18 protein-coding genes are annotated in these 19,548 nt (G+C 64.6%); 6 read left to right on the plus strand and 12 right to left on the minus strand.

All coding sequences use genetic code 11. The features are described 5' to 3' along the window. Window positions 1-120 precede the first annotated feature (120 nt). Complete coding sequence (locus AB7531_RS41845; protein WP_063985945.1) at window positions 121-1,815, minus strand: bifunctional diguanylate cyclase/phosphodiesterase; 1,695 nt, start codon at window positions 1,813-1,815, stop codon at window positions 121-123. A 221-nt stretch (window positions 1,816-2,036) separates the two neighbouring features. On the opposite strand from AB7531_RS41845, the gene AB7531_RS41850 reads away from it, so the two are divergent. Then, entirely contained in the window at window positions 2,037-2,297 is a 261-nt protein-coding gene (locus AB7531_RS41850; RefSeq protein ID WP_063980017.1) for a hypothetical protein, read from the plus strand. A gap of 4 nt (window positions 2,298-2,301) precedes the next feature. Here AB7531_RS41850 and AB7531_RS41855 read toward each other — a convergent pair whose 3' ends face one another. From AB7531_RS41855 to mtgA, 3 genes are all read right to left on the minus strand, one after another. Then, window positions 2,302-2,937, minus strand: a complete 636-nt coding sequence (locus tag AB7531_RS41855; RefSeq protein ID WP_063985946.1) for a hypothetical protein — start codon at window positions 2,935-2,937, stop codon at window positions 2,302-2,304. Window positions 2,938-3,080: 143 nt separating this feature from the next. Next, a complete protein-coding gene (gene rpmF, locus AB7531_RS41860) occupies window positions 3,081-3,263 on the minus strand; it encodes a 50S ribosomal protein L32 (protein WP_028149139.1) in 183 nt (60 codons plus the stop codon). A gap of 169 nt (window positions 3,264-3,432) precedes the next feature. Then, window positions 3,433-4,107, minus strand: a complete 675-nt coding sequence (gene mtgA, locus AB7531_RS41865; RefSeq protein WP_063980018.1) for a monofunctional biosynthetic peptidoglycan transglycosylase — start codon at window positions 4,105-4,107, stop codon at window positions 3,433-3,435. A gap of 161 nt (window positions 4,108-4,268) precedes the next feature. Between mtgA and AB7531_RS41870 the strand changes: the two genes are divergently transcribed. Together AB7531_RS41870 and AB7531_RS41875 are read left to right on the plus strand one after the other, a co-directional pair. Then, entirely contained in the window at window positions 4,269-5,192 is a 924-nt protein-coding gene (locus AB7531_RS41870; protein ID WP_063980019.1) for a polyprenyl synthetase family protein, read from the plus strand. 214 nt (window positions 5,193-5,406) lie between these two features. Then, window positions 5,407-6,093 (plus strand): DUF1345 domain-containing protein, encoded by a 687-nt coding sequence (locus AB7531_RS41875; RefSeq protein WP_063980020.1) that lies wholly within the window; start codon window positions 5,407-5,409, stop codon window positions 6,091-6,093. A 45-nt stretch (window positions 6,094-6,138) separates the two neighbouring features. On the opposite strand, the gene AB7531_RS41880 is transcribed toward AB7531_RS41875, so the two are convergent. Beyond that, window positions 6,139-7,956, minus strand: coding sequence for a caspase family protein (locus AB7531_RS41880; protein ID WP_063980021.1), 1,818 nt, complete (start codon window positions 7,954-7,956; stop codon window positions 6,139-6,141). 172 nt (window positions 7,957-8,128) lie between these two features. Beyond that, window positions 8,129-8,557, minus strand: coding sequence for a GFA family protein (locus AB7531_RS41885; protein WP_063980022.1), 429 nt, complete (start codon window positions 8,555-8,557; stop codon window positions 8,129-8,131). A 94-nt stretch (window positions 8,558-8,651) separates the two neighbouring features. Here AB7531_RS41885 and AB7531_RS41890 point away from each other — a divergent pair, with 94 nt between their 5' ends. The 3 genes from AB7531_RS41890 to AB7531_RS41900 all read left to right on the plus strand — a co-directional run bounded on the left by AB7531_RS41890 (window position 8,652) and on the right by AB7531_RS41900 (window position 11,698). Beyond that, window positions 8,652-9,026 carry a nuclear transport factor 2 family protein gene (locus tag AB7531_RS41890; protein ID WP_231143715.1) on the plus strand — a complete coding sequence of 125 codons (375 nt, stop codon included), beginning with the start codon at window positions 8,652-8,654 and terminating at the stop codon, window positions 9,024-9,026. Between the two features lie 145 nt (window positions 9,027-9,171). Next, window positions 9,172-10,041, plus strand: coding sequence for a class A beta-lactamase (bla, locus tag AB7531_RS41895; RefSeq protein WP_063980024.1), 870 nt, complete (start codon window positions 9,172-9,174; stop codon window positions 10,039-10,041). Window positions 10,042-10,087: 46 nt separating this feature from the next. After that, window positions 10,088-11,698, plus strand: coding sequence for a Na+/H+ antiporter (locus AB7531_RS41900; RefSeq protein WP_231143716.1), 1,611 nt, complete (start codon window positions 10,088-10,090; stop codon window positions 11,696-11,698). A gap of 96 nt (window positions 11,699-11,794) precedes the next feature. Here AB7531_RS41900 and AB7531_RS41905 read toward each other — a convergent pair whose 3' ends face one another. The 6 genes from AB7531_RS41905 to AB7531_RS41930 form a co-directional block, all read right to left on the minus strand. After that, a complete protein-coding gene (locus AB7531_RS41905) occupies window positions 11,795-12,559 on the minus strand; it encodes an N-acetylmuramoyl-L-alanine amidase (protein WP_371498072.1) in 765 nt (254 codons plus the stop codon). Between the two features lie 354 nt (window positions 12,560-12,913). Continuing rightward, complete coding sequence (locus AB7531_RS41910) at window positions 12,914-13,345, minus strand: hypothetical protein (RefSeq protein WP_063980026.1); 432 nt, start codon at window positions 13,343-13,345, stop codon at window positions 12,914-12,916. 81 nt (window positions 13,346-13,426) lie between these two features. Then, window positions 13,427-16,057, minus strand: coding sequence for an SUMF1/EgtB/PvdO family nonheme iron enzyme (locus tag AB7531_RS41915; RefSeq protein ID WP_441280279.1), 2,631 nt, complete (start codon window positions 16,055-16,057; stop codon window positions 13,427-13,429). A 137-nt stretch (window positions 16,058-16,194) separates the two neighbouring features. Then, on the minus strand, window positions 16,195-17,091 hold the full coding sequence (locus AB7531_RS41920; RefSeq protein ID WP_063980028.1) for a TauD/TfdA dioxygenase family protein: 897 nt from the start codon (window positions 17,089-17,091) through the stop codon (window positions 16,195-16,197). A 175-nt stretch (window positions 17,092-17,266) separates the two neighbouring features. Next, on the minus strand, window positions 17,267-18,550 hold the full coding sequence (ispG, locus tag AB7531_RS41925) for a flavodoxin-dependent (E)-4-hydroxy-3-methylbut-2-enyl-diphosphate synthase (RefSeq protein ID WP_063980029.1): 1,284 nt from the start codon (window positions 18,548-18,550) through the stop codon (window positions 17,267-17,269). 12 nt (window positions 18,551-18,562) lie between these two features. Then, on the minus strand, window positions 18,563-19,516 hold the full coding sequence (locus AB7531_RS41930) for a DMT family transporter (RefSeq protein WP_063980030.1): 954 nt from the start codon (window positions 19,514-19,516) through the stop codon (window positions 18,563-18,565). Between the last annotated feature and the right edge of the window lie 32 nt (window positions 19,517-19,548).

The following is a 19,548-nucleotide window of genomic DNA, read 5'->3' on the forward strand; positions in this document are numbered from 1 at the left end:
TCGGCTTAAACACAACTGTCTCTGGAATACTGGATCGCCCGATCAAGTCGGGCGATGACAGCGAGCATGCGGAAAGCCCCGCGCAGCTCGTCGTTATCCGACGAAGCAAGGGACGCAGCTCTATCCTGCCGCAGGCAGTGCGCTGTCCGGCGGCGTGCCCCATGGGCGGTCGGCTGAGGCGAGCCCGATCAGGCGGCCCTGGATGTAGTCGCAGCCCCAGTCGCGCAGCATGGCGGCGGCCTCTTCGTCCTGCACCCACTCGGCGACCGTCTTGATGTCGAGGCGGCGGGCGAGGTCGATCAGGGTCTGCACAAAGGCGCGGTCGTCGGCGGAACGGGTGATGTTCTGCACGAAGGCGCCGTCGATCTTGACGATGTCGACGCCGAGCTTGCGCAGGTTTCGGAACGAAGTGTAGCCAGCGCCGAAATCGTCGATGGCGATGCGGCTGCCGAAATTCTTCAGCCGCGTGACAAAGCCACGCACGTCATCGATGTCCTGGATCGCGACCGTCTCGGTGATCTCGACGATCAGCCGCTCGGCGACGCCGGGGTGGGCCAGCATCAGCGACTCAATTCCCGCCCACCAGTCCGGATCCATCGTCGTATCAGGCGAGATGTTGAGGCTGAGGCAGATGTCGGGCGCGGCGGCGAGCTCGGCGACCACGAGCTCGAGCACGCGGTGATCGACCAGGCGGATCAGGCCGAGCCGTTCGGCAACCGGCACGATGTCGGGTGCCAGCAGCACCTGGCCGTCGCCCTGGTCCATCCGCACCAGGCATTCGTGGAACGCGCAGTCGCGCGAGGCGGCCGCGACCACCGGCTCATAGGCGAGCTTGATGCGGCGCTCGTTCAGCGCGGTGACGATCTCGTCGGTGACACGGATGTTGACGCGGCGCTGTGCGTCGCGCGCGGCATCCGGGCGCCACGCCGCGAACGAACCGACGCGGCGTTGTTTTGCCGCGTCCAGCGTCTCATGGGCGCGATTGACGGCCTCGTCAGTGCTGCGGGCATAGCGCGGCACGCTAACCGCGCCGATCGACGCCGTGACCGAGACCGGGCCGGATTTGGTCGGCACCACCTCGTCGCGGATGCCGGCAAGGAAGCGCTCGGCGGCGACGTTCATGTCATCGACGGTGCAGTTCTTCAGAATCAGACCGAACTTGTTGCCGGAGAAACGGCCGAGCACGTCACCGCCGCGCAGGCGGGCGCGGATGCGCTTGGCCACGTCGAGGATCACGGCGTCCGCGACGTCGAAGCCGAAAGCGTCGTTGACGCGGGCGAGATGATCGATGCCGACCAGCATGAAGGCTGCGGTCGAGCGGAAGCGGGTCGTCTCCTCGATCGCCTCGGCCAGCGCCGCGATCAGGTGGGAACGATTGAGCTCGCCGGTCAGCGGATCGAGCCGAGCCAGCTTGGCCAATTCCTCGTCGCGGGCGTGGCGCTCATTGTTGATGCGGATGGAGCCGATCGCGCGCACCGGGCGGCCATCGGGGCCGGCGAACCAGCGGCCGGTCTCCTCGATCCAGACCACGGGATCGGCGGCGCTCATGCGCACGCCATATTCGACCCGGTAGGGCGCGCCGTCGGCGCCGTGCACCGGCGAGGTCTGCGCCAGCGCGGCGGTCCGCAGCGTCTGCGCGGGCTCGATCAGCTTGGCGAATTCGGCGCCGGTCGCGAGCCGCTCGGGCGGGATGCCGGGAAAGACGCTGGCGACCTGCTCACCCCACACGATGGAATCGCTGGCGATGTCCCAGGCGAAAACGGCCTGACCAAGAGCGGCCAGGATGTCGGAGGCTTGCGGCAATGCAGGGGTCAAAATCGCCTCGTTTCGGGACAGCAGGGAGTCCTGAGTCGGCACAGAATACGGCCAGATTCGACTCCGACTCTAGGCAAAGTTCATAAACAATTTGGAAACCATGTTTCGCAGGCCCGCGGAACCAAACCGGCCCGGCCGGCATAGGCCTTGCGAGTACATGACACGCACCGGCGCCAGCGTCTCGAAACGCGACAGGCCTCGCCGGATCAACGGTGATTGCGATGTTAAGTACTGATCGATCGGACTGCACGGACAACGGCACGGGCACGGCCCTGGTGCCGCTGCTGCCGACGTTGCAGTGGGTCCACAAGGCGCCGCTGCCCCGTCCCGATCCGAGCTTCGTCACCCAACTCATCGCCAATGCGGAGCACCTGCCCCAGGCCAGCCGGCTCCGCCGCGCCTCTTCCGAAGATGCGCAGACGGCCTATGGCGGCAAGCGCCCGCTTCCGAGCGTCACCGCGCGCACGCGGCAGGTGGTTTGAAGGATCAGCGCGGCGCGTCGGGAGACGGCGGCGTGCCGTTGCCCGGTTGCAAATCCGGCGAGGGAATTTCCGGCGAGGGCGGGTTCACGGGTTTCGGCGCGGGATGATCCTTCAGCACGGATTCGGCGACCGACTGCGCTGAAGGCGCGGGTGGCACCGCCGGCGCAGACACCGGCTCGAACTTGGGTTCGGGCGCCGCGTCGTCCGCTGCCGCTTCGGCCTGGCGCTTAGCCTTGCGCGGCGCCGGCACTGTCGTCTCCGCGACATAGGTGACGCGGCGGCGCGTGCGCTGGGCGATACCGCCGAGGAAGTCGGCCATCGCGAGCAGCACCAGCAGGAAATAGGTGGAGTTGCCGAACTTGGGCCACATCACGAATTCGGCCGCGGCGGCACCGAACACGATCAGCGACAGCAGATGATCCATCAGGAATTTCGAGCCGGGCCGCGCGCCTTTGACCACCTCTAACAGCAGCAACACGATACCGAGCGCGAGCATCACGTCGGCAAGCGTGACCGGCCAGGTCTCGCCCGTGATCATCGGCACCCTGAACAGCACGTCCGTAAAGGACACGGACGGCATCAGGAAGGCGATGATGTTGTAGACCGCGAGCGGGATCAGGAGCAGCGGGAAACCGACCATCGGCGAAATGCCTTCTCGATCAAGATATCCGGACAGGACAATGCGGCCGCGAAGCATTAGCTCCGCCGCCGTCATTGTCATATCTCATTGGGTGGCCGAAATCAGGCAGGCGAAATGATCCTGCCCGGAGAAAGGTCCTAAATTCAGGACTCTTTCTTCTTCAGGACCTGACGGCCCTTGTACATGCCGGTCTTGAGGTCGAGATGGTGCGGACGACGGAGCTCGCCGGAGTCCTTGTCTTCCGCATAGGTCGGCTTCTTGATGGCGTCTGCCGAGCGGCGCATGCCACGACGCGACGGCGAGGTTTTTCTTCTCGGAACGGCCATTTCAATATCCTCTAGGGATTGGTGTTGTCAGGGCATCGTCCGCGAGGGGACGGCTCAGCACCCGCAAACCGAGGCGAGCTGAATGCCGATCAAGGCCGGGCTTATAGAGGAAGGCTGGCCGTAAATCTAGGCTTTTGGACCGGAAAATACGTCCGAAAAGGGCCCAAAATCAGCGATTTTCCCGCCAGCAGGTCAAAAGCGAGTTCGCCTGCGCCCTCGCCACATAGGTCCCCGCCAGCCGCCGGACGCCAGGCCCGGGGGTCCGGGCGCTCCGTTTGACCGGATTGGGCAGGATCGAGGCCAGAAGTGCCGCCTCCCGAGGCGAGAGGTTGGCCGCCGATTTGCCGAAGGCATAGGCGCTGGCCGTCTCGACCCCGAACTGGCCCTGGGGACCGAGCTCGGCGATGTTGAGGTAAATCTCGAGGATTCGCGCCTTGGGCAGGACGAGATCGATCCACAGCGCCAGCGGGAATTCCAGCGCCTTGCGGACGAAATCCCGCCCCTGCCAGAGGAACAGGTTTTTTGCCACCTGCTGGGTGATGGTGGAGGCGCCCCGGAAGGGCGTACCGTCCTCCTTCGCATCGTCGATCGCCTCGCGCAGCGCGCCCCAGTCGATGCCATGATGCTTGCAGAAATGGGCGTCCTCGGCCGCCACCACCGATCGCAGCAGTGAGGGCGACATCGCGGCCAGATCAATCCACTCCCGATGCATCGGCGCACCCCGGAGCGACCGCCAGGCCATCAGCGTCGAAACGGGATGGCCGGTGCGGTAGAACGGCGCGATCACGTAGGGCGCGAGAGCCACGACCACGAGCGCTACCAGCAGGGTCTTGACGATGCGCAAATCGACCTTTCCGGCGCAAAATGAAACGCGGCCACGGATCCCGCCATTAAGTCTGTGATAATTCTGGCCTTTTCCAGCACTTTTTAGGCCTTCCAAACGATTGACTGAGGCGGGCGCATAAAGGATTGTCCCGCCGAATTTTAGTTCTGGAGCCCTTCTTGATGACCGGCACGTCCCCGTCCGATTTCGCCAAACGCCTGGACAAGACCGCTGATGACACCGAAGCCCTGCTTGGACGCCTGCTGGCGGACGACATCCTGCACGATGAGATCGCCCGTCCCAAGCGACTGATGGACGCAATGCGCTATTCGAGCCTGAACGGTGGCAAGCGCCTGCGGCCGTTCCTGGTGGTCGAGAGCGCCGCCGTATTCGGCGTTCCCCGCGAAGCGGCGCTGCTCGTGGGCGCCGCGCTCGAATGCATCCACTGCTACTCGCTGATCCATGACGACCTGCCGGCGATGGACAATTCGGACCTGCGCCGCGGCCGCCCCACTCTGCACAAGAAGACCGATGACGCGACCGCGATCCTCGCCGGCGACGGCCTGTTGACGCTCGCCTTCGACATCGTCACCCGCGATGAGATCCACCGCGACGCCAATGTGCGCCTCCTGCTGACGCGCGCGCTGGCGCGCTGCGCCGGCATCGGCGGCATGGTCGGCGGCCAGATTCTCGATCTCGCCGGCGAAGGCCGTTTTGGCGGCAACGAGCCGATCGATGTCGCCCGCATTCAGCAGATGAAGACCGGTGCGCTGCTGCGCTACGGCTGCATCGCCGGCGCGATTCTCGGCCAGGCCTCGCAAAAGGAATATCAGGCGCTCGACGATTACGGCCGCGCGCTCGGCGAAGCCTTCCAGATCGCCGACGATCTGCTCGACGTCGAGGGTGATGCGGCGGCCCTCGGCAAGCCGGCCGGCGCCGATGCCGCACTCGGCAAGACCACCTTCGTCACCCAGCTCGGCATCGAAGGCGCCAAGCAGCGCGTGCGCGACCTGCTCGCGCGGGCCGACGGCGCCGTGTCGATCTTCGGCGACCGCGCCGCCGTGCTGCAAGCCGCCGCGCGCTTCGTCGCCGAGCGGAAGAACTGATGTAGTGCACGATCTTCACCTCGCCCCGCTTGCGGGGAGAGGTCGATATTCAGGCGCAGCTTGAATATCGGGTGAGGGGGAGCCTCCGCGAATCCAGCTCTCACCGTCCTTGCGGAGGCGCCCCCTCACCCCGACCCTTTCCCCACAAGCGGGGCGAGGGAGCAGGCCGCCGCTGCGGCGACAACGAGAGTTGAGCGAGAGGGCTGGAGCCATCATGGCCACCGACAAAGACGATCCCGTCCTCGTCCGCTTCCGCAAGATGTCGCGGCCGATGCGGCTGATTTACGCGCGGCCGCGCACCTTTATCGCACTCGCTGCCGGCATCCTGGTCTGCTTGCTGCTGCCGGGATCGCACCGGCTGGTGACGCGGCTGCTGTTCGGCTGGGATGCGTTGATCGCGGTTTATCTCGTGCTGGTCTACGCGATGATGCTGTGCAACGACCAGCAGCACATCCGCCGCAGTGCCGCAATGCAGGACGACGGCCGCTTCGTGATCCTGCTGGTGACGGCGATCGGCGCCTTCGCCAGCATCGCAGCGATCATGTCTGAGCTCGGCACGCCGCATCGCGGGGCGTGGGAGTTGACCATCGCGATCGCCACCATCGCGCTGTCATGGGCCGCCGTGCACACGACCTTCGCGCTGCATTACGCCCATGATTATTACCGGCACCCGCCGGGCGGATTGCAATTTCCGAGCGGCGATAAGGAAGATCACGCCGATTATTGGGACTTCGTCTATTTCTCGTTCGTGATCGGCATGACCGCGCAGGTCTCCGACGTCGGCATCACCGACAAGACCATCCGCCGCACCGCGACCGCGCATGGCATCGTGTCGTTCATCTACAACACGGCGCTGCTGGCGCTGACAGTGAACATCGCGGCAAGCGCGATCTCGAACTGACGTCATCCCGGCAAGTGCCGAGACGACGGCGTCGATGGCGCGGTCCTAGTTGCACACCTCGGCATTGGCGTCGTTGCCGGGGCCGCCGCCGCCGCGATATTCGAGATGACAGCCGCGGTTGACCGGACGGCAGCTGCCGCCATTGCAGAAAATCTGCCCGCCACCCGAGGCGCGGCCGGCGCTCGCGGCAGCCGCAATGCCCGCTGCGGCACCATCGCCGCCCGCCGCGCCACCGGCCTGACGGCGCTGCCGTGCGGGACGCTCATCGCCGTCGTCGCGCTTGGCGGTTGCGCGCTTGGCCGTCGCAGGCTTGGCGATGTGCTGCTTCTCGCACGCATTGTCGTCGTTGATCGCATAGCCCTCACGGCAAACGATCTTCGTGCACGTGTCGCCGTCGGCCTTGAAGCCGTGCTCGCAGACCAGCGGGCAGACGCGCGACGGCTTTGACTTGACGGTATCGAGCGCATCGGTGCTCGCCACTTTCACGTCGAGCCTGGTGCCGGCGTAACGGTTGAACTGCGACAGCGAGCGCCGCGAAGTTGTATTCCAGTTGCCATCGGCCTGCCCGGAGAAACAGCCGACGCGGCCGAGCTCGGTCTGCACCAAGCGGCTGAGGTCGACCGGCGTGGTCGTCGACGTCAGTGAAGCGACGCTGGTGCCGGCGGGGCTCGCCGTGCTGGCGGGTGCAGCACCTGGCGCCGCGGCGGCGAGGTTGACGCGCTGCTGCTCGGCCGCGGCTGCCTGCTGCTGCACCTGCTCCTTGGCCTTCTGCGCGGCGAGCTGCGCCTGCTCGGCGGCCTTCGCATCAGCCGCGGCCTTGGCCTGCGCATCCTTCTGCGCGCCGAGGGCGGCAAGACGATCGCGTTCGGCCTCGGCCTGCTTCGCCTTCTCGGTGGCCGCCGCATGGGCCTGCTCGGCACCGATTTTGTCGACCTGAAGCTTGGCGAGATTCGCATAGAAGCCGTCAGGATGCTGGGCCAGGAATGCCTCCCAGGCCGGCCTGTTGCCAACCTGGAGCGCGAGCTCGTAGTCGCGGCGGATATCGGCCGCCTGCGGGTTCGCCACCGGCGCCACCGGAGCGGCCGCGACCACCTTAACCGGCACCAGCGGCACGTCCTCGCCGCCGAGCGAGCCGTACACGAACGGCTCCTGCTTGTTGCCGGTCGATTTGAGCACGTCGTCGCGCACGAAGCCGAAGGCGCGGCGGACGTCGAGGCCCGGCGTCGTCAGATGCTTCGACAGTGCCATAGTAAAGGGGCTGTTGGCGCCGTCGCCGTCCTGCGCCGTGAAGCCGGCCTTGGCCGAATACGCGATCAGCGTGTTGGGGCTGTTCGGCTCGACCTGGGCCAAGCCGCGGCCGATGCCGCGCGAGACAACCGTGCGCTTCATGGTCTTGCCGAACGGATTATCGCGGCAGGCGTCGAGGATCACCAGGCGAAGCTGCTTGGCGGGCTCGACCGTGACCAGGACGCGGTCGAGCGACAGCCCCTGGTCGTAGACATCGGTGTCGCGTTCGAGCTTGGCGTCAACAGGGATCAGATAGTTCGAGCCTTCGACCTCGATGCCGTGGCCGGCATAGTAGATCACGGCGATGTCGGCATCGCGCGTCGCATCGGCAAAATCGCGCAGCACGCGCCGCGTCTCCAACGCGGACAGATCATGCCGGGACTCCACAATTTCGAAGCTGGCGTCCTTCAGCGTCTTGGCCATCACTGCACCGTCATTGACGGGGTTCGCGAGCGACGGCGCGTACTGATACGACGAGTTGGCAAGGACCAGCGCCACGCGCTTTCCGGCGAGAGCGGGCGCAGCGCCGAACAAGAGAGCCAGAAAAAGCGGACAAAGTCCGAGCAGGCTACGCATGACAGAACTTCCAGAGATCGGGAGCAATTCGGTCGCCCTTTGGGGATTGCCTTAGCAGAATCCGCCATCGCATTTGTGATGGAGATCACGAAGACGATGCCGGCAAACTGCCAAGGAACTCTTTAGTCTCGCCGGAGCGATAGCGGTTCGCTGGCGCAGGCCAAGTATGCGCTCAGTCACCCCCGATGTGTCCCCGGTATTGCGGCAGCTCGTCCGTGATCTCATGCCAGGGCGCTTTCGAGCCCACGAAGATGTGGGCGCTCGGCCGAATCGAGGGGGCGTCAACCAGGGTTCCCATGGCGACATGGACCCATTTTCCCTCGCGCACCCGGGAATAAAGCAACGAGCCGCAGCGGGCGCAGTGCGCGTCGTGGGTTGTGTCGTCGCCATAGATCAGGCGCTGGTCCTCGCCACGGACGATGCGGAGCTTGTCCTGCACGATCCCGGCGAACGGCTTGAAGGCGGAGCCGGTGGTGCGGCGGCAGTTCGAACAGTGGCAGTTCAGCGCGTAAGAGAACGCGTCCGCGACCTCGTAGCGCACCGCACGGCAATAGCATTCGCCGGTGAGGATACGAGCGTTCGAATTTTCTGATCCGGTCATTCCAGCGTCCTCGCGCAATTGACGCAGACACCCATAGCGCATTTTGATGCGTACGACTAAGTTCGCCCCGAGCCATCATTCAAAGGGGTGACCCATGAGCCAGAACCGTTCGAGCGTCGAAGCCGTCGTGCAATCCTATTTCGACGGACTTTACGAAGGCGATGCCGAAAAACTCGGCGCCATCTTCCATCCCTCCGCCGATTTGCGCTGGGTCGAGAAGGGCGAGCTTCAGGTGCTGACCGTCCCCGACTGGCTCGACCGCGTCCGCAAGCGCCCTTCCGGCAAGGCCGAAGGCAAGCCGCGCGAGGATTTCATCGTCACCATGGACCGCTCGGATGACAAGACCGCCTTCATCAAGGTCAGGTGCCAGCTGCCGCCGCGCTTTTTCACGGACTACCTGGTGGCGATGAAGCTCGCCGACGGCTGGCAGATCGTGTCGAAATCGTACCGGTATGACCTGAGGGAGTGAGGGCACCCTCGCACTGCCCGAAATCCGGCACACTCGCCCCGCATTCTCCGTCATTGCGAGCGCAGCGAAGCAATCCAGTCTGTCTCCGCGGAAAGATTCTGGATTGCTTCGCTGCGCTCGCAATGACGATGTCTGAAAGTCCCTTATGCCTCTCGACCGCCGCTCCCTGCTCGCCTCGCTCGCCTGGATCGCCGCCTCTCCCGCGCTCGCCACAGACGCGCCACCCGAGCTCGAATCCTACGAGCGCGAAACCGGCGGGCGGATCGGGGTCTATGCCGAGAACCTCGCGACTGGTGCGAAGCTCGCATGGCGCGCCGACGAGCGCTTCGTCATGTGCTCGACGTTCAAGGCTTCGCTCGCGGCCTGCGTGCTGGCGCGGGCCGATCGCGGCGAGGAGCAGCTTGCGGCCATGATCCCCTACGGCAAGGCCGACCTGCTCGACTACGCACCTGTCGCCAAACAAAATCTCGCCGCCGGCGCGATGTCGGTCACCGACATGTGCAAGGCGATTGTCGAGCTCAGCGACAACACCTGCGCCAACCTGCTCTTGGCGCGGATCGGCGGCCCCGCCGCGCTCACGGCCTTCTGGCGATCGCTCGGCGACACCACCTCGCGGCTCGACCACAACGAGCCCGAGCTCAACCGCTCACCGCCCGGCGATCCCCGGGACACCACGACGCCGGCGGCGATGGCCGGCAATCTGAAGCGGCTGGTGGTCGGCGAAGCATTGTCGCCGGCCTCGCGGACCCAGCTCACCGAATGGATTGTGGGCTGCAAGACCGGCGCCAACCGGCTGCGCGGCGGCCTGCCGGCAGGCTGGAAGATCGGCGACAAGACCGGCAACAACGGCAAGGATGCGTCGGGCGATATCGCGGTCGTCTGGCCCAAGCTCGACAGTAAGCCAGATGTACCAATCCTGATCGCGGCCTACACCCAGGGCGGCAGGCCCAACGCCGCGCAGATCGAAGCCGTGTTCGCGCGCGTCGGACGCATGGTGGCCGAACGGCTGGCGTGAGCCGCGACGCATTGACCTTTTGGCCGCTTCCGGGCCAAGACAGGCCATGATCGCAGCGAAATTTCAGACCTTTCTCATCCTGCTCACGGTGCTGGCCGGCACCGCGCTGGTCGCCCGCCGCTTCAACATCGCGCCCGCCATTCTCCTGATGCTCTCAGGCGTCGGCCTCGCCTTCGTGCCGGGCATGCCGCCGGTGGAACTGCCACCGGAACTGGTGCTGCTGATGGTGCTGCCGCCGCTGATCTACTCGGCGAGCGTCGCCATGAGCTGGCGCGAGTTCAGGAACAATCTGCGGCCGATCGTGCTGCTCGCGGTCGGCGCGGTGATCTTCACCGCGGCGCTGGTAGCTACTGCCACGCATTATGTGATCGGCCTGCCCTGGACCATCGGATTCCTGCTGGGCGCCATCGTCGCGCCGCCCGACGTGGTGGCGCCGCTCGCGATCGCGCGCCGTCTGAACATACCGCGCCGGCTCCTGGTCATCCTCGAGGGCGAGGGACTCGCGAACGACGCGACCGCCCTGATCCTCTACCGCTTCGCGCTTGCGGCCATCATGGTCGGCCATTTCTCACTGCCGCTGGCGGCCGGCGAGTTTGTCCTCATCGTCGCCAGCGAGATCGCCTTTGGCATCGGCATTGGCTGGCTCTCCCTTCGCTTCCGCAAATGGTCCAGGGATCCGCAGGTCGAGCTGACGCTGTCGCTGATCACGCCCTACGTGTCCTACTGGCTGCCCGAGCATCTCGGCGGCTCCGGCGTGATCGCGACCGTGGCCTGCGGCCTCTATGTGAGCTGGAACGGGCCGCTGCTGATCTCGGCGTCGACCCGCCTGCAAGGCATCTTCTTCTGGGATCTCATCATCTATCTGATCGAGGGCCTGCTGTTCCTGCTCACCGGATTCCAGATGCGGGCACTCTACGAGAAGTCGAAGGCGTTTCCGCTCGACGATATCATGATCGCGACCGCGGTGGTTTTGACGGTCATCGTCATCGCACGCTTCGTCTGGCTGTATCCTGCGATCTATCTGCCGCGGATATTGAGCAAGAGCCTGCGCAAGCGCGACCCATCGCCGCCATGGCAATGGCCGTTCGTGCTCGCCTTCACCGGCGTGCGCGGCGCGGTGTCGCTGGCGGCCGCGCTGGCGCTGCCGTTCACGTTGCCGGGCGGCGAGGCCTTCCCGTATCGCGACCTGATCCTGTTCGTCGCCTTCGGAGTCATCTTCGTGACGCTGATCGGCGTCGGCCTGACGCTGCCGCCGGTGGTGCGCTGGCTCGGTGTCGCCGAGGCCGGCCGCAACGAGCATGTCGCCGAGCACGAGGCCGAGATCTCGGCACGCCGCCAGGCGCTCGAGGCGGCGCTGAAGTCGCTCGACGCAATGACCGAGGAAAAGGATGTGTCGGACGAGGTGATGCGGCTCCTGCGCGCGCGTCACGAGATTCGTGTCAACCAGCTTCCGGATTCACTCGACCCCAACCATCACGACGTCTCCGCCGCCGGCACCGCCCTGACCCGCGACCTGATCGTCGCCGAGCGAAAGTTCATCCACGACCTCCTGCGCGACGGCCAGATCACCGACGAGACGCGGCGCCGGATCGAGCGCGACCTGGACCTGGAAGAGGCAAGCCTTGCGAACAGGGAGTATCGGGGGGTGCCGTTGTAGCCTTTTCGTCATTGCGAGCGAAGCGAAGCAATCCGGACTGCTGCCGTGGAAAGACTCTGGATTGCTTCGCTTCGCTCGCAATGACGGCAGCACCAACTATCGCCTCTCGCAAAATTCCCCGACCCCCGCCGCAACGGCGCCCGCAATCATCTCCTGCCGCTCCGACGAGTTCATCTCCATCTCCTCGTCGCGGTTGATGATCGAGCCGGCCTCGAGCAGCACGGCCGCGCTTCTCGCTCGCGACAGCACGACGAGCCCGTCATAGCGGTAGACGCCGACATCCTTGTCGAGCAGCTGGCGTCGGTAGCGGCCCATCACCGGCAGGGTGTATTGGCTGGCATAGTGCAGCCCCTGCTCCTTCAACTGCCTGCCGATCATCCGGGCCAGCTTCAGGCTGCTGGTGAAGCGTGGATTGCGCTCGGACACGAACAGCGAGTGACCCGAAAAACGGTCGCTAAAATAGCTCTTTGCGCCGTCGAATTCCCAGGTCTCGAGCAGCTTGTCCGGCACTGAGTCGTGATGGATCGACAGCACGAGATCGGCCCGGCCGTCATTCGCGGCACTGACGCGCTTGAACAGGCTCGGCCGCGCCTTGCCGTCCGTGACGAGCAGCCGGGTTGCGGTAAAGCCTTCGGATTTGAGTTTTGCCGTGACCAGCCTTGCGAGCCGGAAGTTGAAGCCGAACTCCGGATCATTGCGCGCGCTCAACGCGCCGTAGGAGTCCGGGGTGTGCCCGACGTCGACGACGATCCGAAATTTTCGCGGCTCGCATTTCTCCGGTGCGGGCGACGGCTTAGGTCTGGCTTTCGCAACCTTTCGGGCCGGGGCAGCACGGCCCGCGTCGATCGACGGAAGCAACATTGCGACCAGCGACACGAGGAGAATTGTGACGATGCCTCGTCCTAACGACAAGTCCTACTCCGCTGCCGCGATCCGCGGCCTCCCGACGAAGTCGGCGACGTCGCCGAAGCGCTGCACGACGATCGCAACAACTCGCCCATTCCCGTCCCCAAGCCGGACTCGGTCAGGAACTTGTTGTCCTCGGCGCGGAGCATGGCGGATCCTCCCGATTTGATTTTCGGGAAGATTGGCGCGGACGCGGGAAGACGTCAACGCAAGCACGGCTTCGTGAAGTGGGTTGGCGCAGCGTAATCGCCGCCTTTATCGCAGGCCGAAGGGGGCAGATCTTAGGGCTCCTATCCGCCCCCATCGCAATTACCTGACGGTGACGGCGACTGTGTATACCTTGCCATTATCCGGGTCGGTAGGGTCCGCCGTCACGCGCCGATACGTGAAGGAGTCTTCACCGACATAACCCTTCTTGGATTGGTACACCACGCTGGTCAGCCGCACGGTCTTGGCCTCTCCGCTTCTCAATTTGCGTTGCCCGGTGCTCGCTCGCGTCGTCACGGCACCGCTCTTCGGCGGAGTCACGACTTCAATGCTGACGGGCCAGACCTTGCCACTGCTGTCGACGCGCCAGTGTCCGCCGCATTTGCAGATTTCCTTTGCCTCGCCCGATTTCACGACGAGCGACGTGTTCCCCCCGCCCGCATGTGCGCCACAGAGGATTCCGAAGAACAGGACGAGCCCCGCGGTGATTTTGATCAAGAGGGCCGACGGTAGGCGTACCGGGTAGGTTGTCATTTCATAAGTCTCCAATGAAAAAATCTTAGAGTTATTGTATGGGATTGTTCCGGCTGGCGAGGCCGATGCACTCGTGCCCGGCTATCTCAAGGTTCTCGCGACTCGAAATCCAACGTTGCTCACGCGTCCTTCGGACTGCACGCCGTAACGGCTCCCCGCTTCGACTGCATCCGCCTTGCTGACCCAGGAGCCTCCCCTGAGGACACGCTGCTCGCATCGGCCTTTCAGCCAAGGACTCCCGTCCACAGGCGCGCCCTCATAAGTGTCGTTGACGCAATCCTCGACCCATTCCCAGATATTGCCGTGCACCTGATAGAGGCCCCACGGATTCGGCTGGAAGGAATCGACAGGAGCCGTCTTTTGCCCGGAGGCACCCTTTGCATTCTTGTCCTGGCTGGCCCTGTCATCGTAGTTGGCCTGGCCCCGAGACACGGAGACTCCCCACCAGAACGATGACGTCGTTCCCGCGCGCGTCACATATTCCCGCTCGGCTTCGCTCAGGAGGCGGTACGTCTTGCCGGTGCGGGCCGACAACCAGGCTGCATAGCTCTTGGCATCCGACCAGGAAATGTTGATCGCCGGTCGTCTCCCGCGGCCCCAACCGTTGTCCCAGGGCTTGTACCCATTGCATCCCCCATCGGCGACGCAGGCGTCCCATTCCGCAAACGTGACAGCGTAACGGCCAACCGCGAATGAATGGGCGAACGTCACCTTGTGGCGAGACGATTCCGCGGTGCGTTTCGATGCACTCTCCGACGTCCCCATCATGAACGCGCCCGGCGGGACCACAACCATCTCCGGACACTTTTCACATTCCTTGAAGCTGGCCTTCTGCTTCAGAGCCGCCTCTTCCGAATCGGACAACACCTTGATGCCGATCGCAGTCAGTCCTTCGCGCTGCGGGGTCGTGTCTGGAGCCGGAAGCGTGGCGTTGGTGGAGGCCATCTGCACCGCCTGTAACGCCTTGAACCGTTCGCGCACCTCTGCGGAGCGCGCGCTTTCGGGAAATTTGCTCAGAAACTCTTCGAACATCGCCGGCGAGCGCCCATCCTTTATCGCGTTCCAGACGATCTCGTCGGTTGCGGGCGGGGGCGGAGGAGGTGCCGTTGTCGCCGCGCGTTCCTTCTTCAGCTCGTCACGACGCGACAGTGCGGCGGAGAGGTGCGAACTGTTCGAATATTTGACGGAATACTCCTCGAAGATCGCGGGGTCGTGCGACTCCTTGATCGCGTTCCAGACGATCTCATCTGCAGGCGGAGGTGGCGGCGCTTGAGCAGCAGCGATCTCCTTCCGCAGGTCATCCCCTCGCTGTCGTGCGGCCGCGATGTGCGGGCTCGCCGCGTATTTACTCACGAACTCATCGAAGATCGCGGGATCGCGCGATCCCTTGATCGCGGCCCAGACGATGTCCTCGGCGGCGGGAGGTGGCGGAGCTTGCGCGGCGGCAATCTGCTTTTTCAGCTCATCCCTGCGCCTCTGGGCGTCCGCCAGATGCGGGCTTGCCGGAAACTTGCTGGCGAAATCATCGAAGATTGCCGGATACGTCGAGCCTTTGATGGCATCCCAGACGACCTCGTCGGCGGTCGGAGGCGGTGGAACGCGGGCGGCAGCGGCGGCGATCTGCTTTTGCAGCTCGTCGGCGCGCGATTGCGCCTCGGCGCGATGCTTGCTGGCCGGAAACTTGCTGAGGAAATCATCGAAGATTGCGGGATAGTTCGAATCCCTGATCGCCGTCCAGACGATTTCGTCGGCGGTCGGCGGCGGGGGTATGCGCGCGGCAGCCGCAGCTTGCGCCTGCTTGAGCTCATCACGCCGTGATTCGGCCGCCTTCAGATGTGGCGTCGTCGGAAACTTCGCGATGAAATCCTCGAACACGCCCGGATAAGCCGAATCCTTCACGGCGTTCCAGACGATGTCATCCGTCGTTGGCGGTGGCGGCAGTTTCGGTGCATCGACGATCGAGATGACAGAGCCGCCCAATGATCCGTAGACGAACGGCTCCTGGTGACGATTGGTGACCTTCAGCACTTCGTCGCGAACTCGGCCGAACGCAATCCTCAAGTCCAAGCCGGGAGCGGCGATGTTGTGCAGCAGCGCGGCCGTGAAAGGACTGTTTTTGGCATCGCCGTCCAGCGCAACCGATCCGGCCTTGGCCGCGAAGGCAATCAGCGTATCGGATATCGCCGGCTCGACCTTGGCCAACCCGCGACCGATCGATCGGGACGCTATGGTTCGCTTCATGGTCTTCAAGAACGGGTTGTCCCGGCACGCATCCAGGATGACGAGGCGAAGCCGCCTGGTGGGCTCGATTGATTTCAGAATGCGATCGAGGGAAATGGCTTCATCCTCAATGTCGAAATCGCGGGACAACTTCGCGTCGACGGGGATGACGTAGTTTGCACCATCGACCTCGATGCCATGGCCGGCGAAATAGACGACGGCCACGTCGGCATCGCTTGCCATCTCGGCGAAATCGCTGATCGCGCGCCGCATGTCTGAAATACCAAGATCACGGCGAGCATCGACCGCGGAGAATCCTGCAGATCTGAACAGGGAGGCAATCTCGGCGGCGTCATTCCGGGGATTCGGAAGGCTCGGGACATTCCGGTACGACGAATTGCCAATCACCAGGGCGACGCGCTTCTCGGCCAGCGCCTGACCCGCGAACCCGTAAAAAACGAGCGCAAGAATGGTAGCCGCCACCCAGCGCATAATTCCCCCCAAATCGCCCTTTGCGAGTATATCGCTGGTTGTAGCCCCTGCAAGCAGCACCGCGAGCCCACATCATTCGACGGGGGCGATCCCAAGTCCGTGATTCAGGTCACTGAGCGATTGGCGACGGTGGCCGTTTAAATCGGCCGCTCCCCCTTCACCGTGACCCGCGTGCCCGAGCGCGTGTGCGGCCAGTAGTCCCACATCGCGCGGTGCTGGGTGCAGCGGTTGTCCCAGAACGCGATGGCGTTCTCGGTCCAGCGGAAGCGGCACTGAAACAGCGGGTTCTCGGCGTGCTGGTAGAGATAGGCGAGCATCGCATCGCTCTCGTCGCGCGGGATGCCGTTGATGTGGCGGGTGAAGCCGCGGTTGACGTAGAGCGCCTTCCTCCCCGTCACCGGGTGCGTGCGCACCACCGGATGCTCGGCGCTCGGATAGGACGGACGATCGGCGACGCCGTAATTGGCGTAAAGCCCGCGATAGATCGGCTCGCCGTCATGCAGCGCGGTCAGCCCGTCGAGATACGCCTTCATCCGATCCGACAGCGCCTCATAGGCCGCGTACATGTTGGCGAACAGCGTGTCGCCGCCGCGCGGCGGGCACTGCTTGATGTAGAGGATCGAGCCCATCGGCGGCTCGAGATCGCAGGACACGTCCGAATGCCAGCCCTCGCCGTTCGCCCGCGGCGAGTTCTTGTCGGCGTAGATCTTCATCAGCGCCGGATCTTCGTCCTCGTGAGGTGCTGCGGGATGGAAATGCAGATCGCCGAACTTGCGGCCGAACGCGAGATGCTGTTTTGGCGTGATGTTTTGATCGCGGAAGAAGATGACGAGGTTTTCGGCGAGCGCGCGGTGGATCTCGTCCATCTGCCGGTTGGAGCGGGCATCGCCATCGACGAGGCTGCCGAGGTCGACGCCGGATATTTCCGCGCCGATGATGGGGGTGAGCTTTTCGACCGCGATGGTCTCGTAAGCCGCGCCGTCTTCGGCCGTGTGGCGATAGCGCGGACCCTGCTTGCCGGATAGCGAGCTCATGGGTGTTACTCCCAATCATTGTTGATTGGGGACATCGTAGCCCGGACGCAGCGAAGCGCAATCCGGGAACGGTCGTTCCGCGGTGGGCAGCGCCCCGGATTTCACGGTCGCGCAAAAAATAAGGCGGGTTACGCTTGCGCTAACCCGCCTTACAATTTCAATGTTGAGTGGGCGCTTACTCCGCTGCGGTCACCGGCACCTTGGCGCCCTGGCCGTAGCGCTGGTCGATATAGTCGATCACCAGCGCCTTGAAGTCGGCGGAGATGGTCGGGCCGCGCAGCGTGCGGAATTTCTTGCCGTCGACGAAGACGGGCGCGGCCGGGGCTTCGCCGGTGCCCGGCAGCGAGATGCCGATATTGGCGTGCTTGGATTCGCCGGGGCCGTTGACGATGCAGCCCATCACCGCGACGTTGAGCTCTTCGACGCCCGGATATTTCGTCTTCCAGCCCGGCATCTCGTCGCGGATGAACGCCTGGATCGAGCTCGCCAGCTCCTGGAACGTGGTCGATGTGGTGCGGCCGCAGCCGGGGCACGCCGCAACCAGCGGCACGAAGGTGCGGAAGCCCATGGTCTGCAGCAATTCCTGGCCGACCTGCACTTCGCGGGTGCGGTCGCCGCCGGGCTCCGGCGTCAGCGAGATGCGGATGGTGTCGCCGATGCCCTGCTGAAGCAGGATGCCGAGCGCGGCCGACGAGGCCACGATGCCCTTGGTGCCCATGCCGGCCTCGGTGAGACCGAGATGGATGGCGTAATCGGAACGCGCCGCGAGATCCTGATAGACCGCGATCAGATCCTGCACCGCCGACACCTTTGCGGACAGGATGATGCGATCCTTGGGCATGCCGAGCTCTTCGGCGCGCGCGGCCGAGAGCAGCGCCGACTGCACCATGGCCTCGCGCGTCACCGCGCGCACGTCGCGCGGATTGGCGGACGCGGCGTTCTCGTCCATCAGCTTGGTCAGCAACTCTTGGTCGAGCGAACCCCAATTGGCGCCGATGCGGACCGGCTTGCCGTTCTTGTTCGCGATCTCGATGATGTCGGCGAACTGGGTGTCGCGCTTGTCCTTGAAGCCGACATTGCCGGGATTGATGCGATATTTCGCGAGCGCCTCGGCGCAGGCCGGATAGGCCGCGAGCAGCTTGTGACCGATATAATGGAAGTCGCCGATCAGCGGCGTGGTGATGCCGCGCTTGGCGAGGCCGTCGCGGATATGCGGAACGGCAGCAGCGGCCTCCTCGCGGTCCACGGTGATGCGGACCATTTCGGAGCCGGCGCGCGCAAGCGCTGCGACCTGGGCGATGGTGCCGTCGATGTCGGCGGTGTCGGTATTGGTCATCGACTGCACGACGATCGGCGCACCGCCGCCAACGGCGACGTCGCCGACCTTGACCTGGGTGGTCCGGTGCCGGGGCGCCGGGCCCGCGATGTCGGAATCAATGGGGTTTTCGAGCTTGTTCATGGGGTCCAAATATCAGGTTTTGGTGACGTTGAGCAATGCATCGCGCGGCGCCGCAGCCGTTGAGCTGGGACGGTTAACCAGAAAAAGCCCAGCAATTACAAGGATCGCAGCGGCCCCGAATGTCAGGCTCAAGGTGTCGTGCATGATGAAATAGCTACCCACCACGCCAAACAAAGGGGTGATGAAGGTAAAAGCCGACAATTTGCTGGCCGAATAGGTCTTCACCAGCGCGAACCAAAGCGTGAACGTGGTTCCAACCACCCAGATCGCCTGGAAGGCCATCAGGCTGAGCGACAGCGGCGACGGGGTCCGGGTGATGGTCTCCCCAAACAGCCAGGCGGCGGTGCCCAGGATCGGGATCGAGGTCGCGACCTGATAGCCGAGTGCCTTTTCCGGCGCCGCGAAGCGCAGCCGGGTGCCCTTGGCGACCAGTGTGGTCGCCGCCCAAAGCCCTGCGCCGGCCACGATCAGGAGGTCGCCGAGCAGGATGTGCGAATCCACATTGGGCTGCGGCACGCCGATCGCGAGCGCAACTCCGGCAAAGCTCACAGCCAGCCCCAGCCATTGGGTGCCCCCGAGCCGCTCGCCGAGCACCTGGTAGGACCCGAGCGCGACGAAGAACGGCGCCGTGTAGAGGAACACCACCGCGCGCGAGGCCGAGGTCAGGCGCAGGCCCTGGAAAATCAGCACGAACTCGACGCCGAACATCAGCCCGGCGACCAGGCCGGCCTTCCACGTGCCGTCGCGCTCGAAGAATTTGACGCCGCGCAAGCTGCCGACGATGAACAGCACGGGCAACGCACCCATCGAGCGGATCATCGCCTGGAGCATCGGCGGCACCTCCGGCAGCACCAGCTTCACCGCGATCTGATTGAAGCCCCAGGTCAGGCACAGCATGAGCATCACGGCGATGGCGCCGGCACTGAGGGGGCGACCGGCGGACGGTATGGCTTGTGGTGCGGACATTTCTTCCCGAATACCGGCTTGCGCCTTTGTTG

Origin of the sequence: Bradyrhizobium sp. 63_E2_N1_3 (genome assembly GCF_052076005.1) — a bacterium.
In the GTDB taxonomy this organism is placed as follows: Bacteria; Pseudomonadota; Alphaproteobacteria; order Rhizobiales; family Xanthobacteraceae; genus Bradyrhizobium; species Bradyrhizobium barranii.

Excerpts from the sequence above, each read along its gene's own strand:
- AB7531_RS41855 (WP_063985946.1), bottom strand. The coding sequence starts at position 2,937 with ATGGTCGGTTTCCCGCTGCTCCTGATCCCGCTCGCGGTCTACAACATC.
- rpmF (WP_028149139.1), bottom strand. The coding sequence starts at position 3,263 with ATGGCCGTTCCGAGAAGAAAAACCTCGCCGTCGCGTCGTGGCATGCGC.
- AB7531_RS41890 (WP_231143715.1), top strand. The coding sequence starts at position 8,652 with ATGAGCCAGAACCGTTCGAGCGTCGAAGCCGTCGTGCAATCCTATTTC.
- AB7531_RS41875 (WP_063980020.1), top strand. The coding sequence starts at position 5,407 with ATGGCCACCGACAAAGACGATCCCGTCCTCGTCCGCTTCCGCAAGATG.
- ispG (WP_063980029.1), bottom strand. The coding sequence starts at position 18,550 with ATGAACAAGCTCGAAAACCCCATTGATTCCGACATCGCGGGCCCGGCG.
- AB7531_RS41910 (WP_063980026.1), bottom strand. The coding sequence starts at position 13,345 with ATGACAACCTACCCGGTACGCCTACCGTCGGCCCTCTTGATCAAAATC.
- AB7531_RS41915 (WP_441280279.1), bottom strand. The coding sequence starts at position 16,057 with ATGCGCTGGGTGGCGGCTACCATTCTTGCGCTCGTTTTTTACGGGTTC.
- AB7531_RS41850 (WP_063980017.1), top strand. The coding sequence starts at position 2,037 with ATGTTAAGTACTGATCGATCGGACTGCACGGACAACGGCACGGGCACG.
- AB7531_RS41930 (WP_063980030.1), bottom strand. The coding sequence starts at position 19,516 with ATGTCCGCACCACAAGCCATACCGTCCGCCGGTCGCCCCCTCAGTGCC.
- AB7531_RS41900 (WP_231143716.1), top strand. The coding sequence starts at position 10,088 with ATGATCGCAGCGAAATTTCAGACCTTTCTCATCCTGCTCACGGTGCTG.
- bla (WP_063980024.1), top strand. The coding sequence starts at position 9,172 with ATGCCTCTCGACCGCCGCTCCCTGCTCGCCTCGCTCGCCTGGATCGCC.
- AB7531_RS41885 (WP_063980022.1), bottom strand. The coding sequence starts at position 8,557 with ATGACCGGATCAGAAAATTCGAACGCTCGTATCCTCACCGGCGAATGC.
- AB7531_RS41920 (WP_063980028.1), bottom strand. The coding sequence starts at position 17,091 with ATGAGCTCGCTATCCGGCAAGCAGGGTCCGCGCTATCGCCACACGGCC.
- AB7531_RS41905 (WP_371498072.1), bottom strand. The coding sequence starts at position 12,559 with ATGTTGCTTCCGTCGATCGACGCGGGCCGTGCTGCCCCGGCCCGAAAG.
- AB7531_RS41880 (WP_063980021.1), bottom strand. The coding sequence starts at position 7,956 with ATGCGTAGCCTGCTCGGACTTTGTCCGCTTTTTCTGGCTCTCTTGTTC.
- AB7531_RS41870 (WP_063980019.1), top strand. The coding sequence starts at position 4,269 with ATGACCGGCACGTCCCCGTCCGATTTCGCCAAACGCCTGGACAAGACC.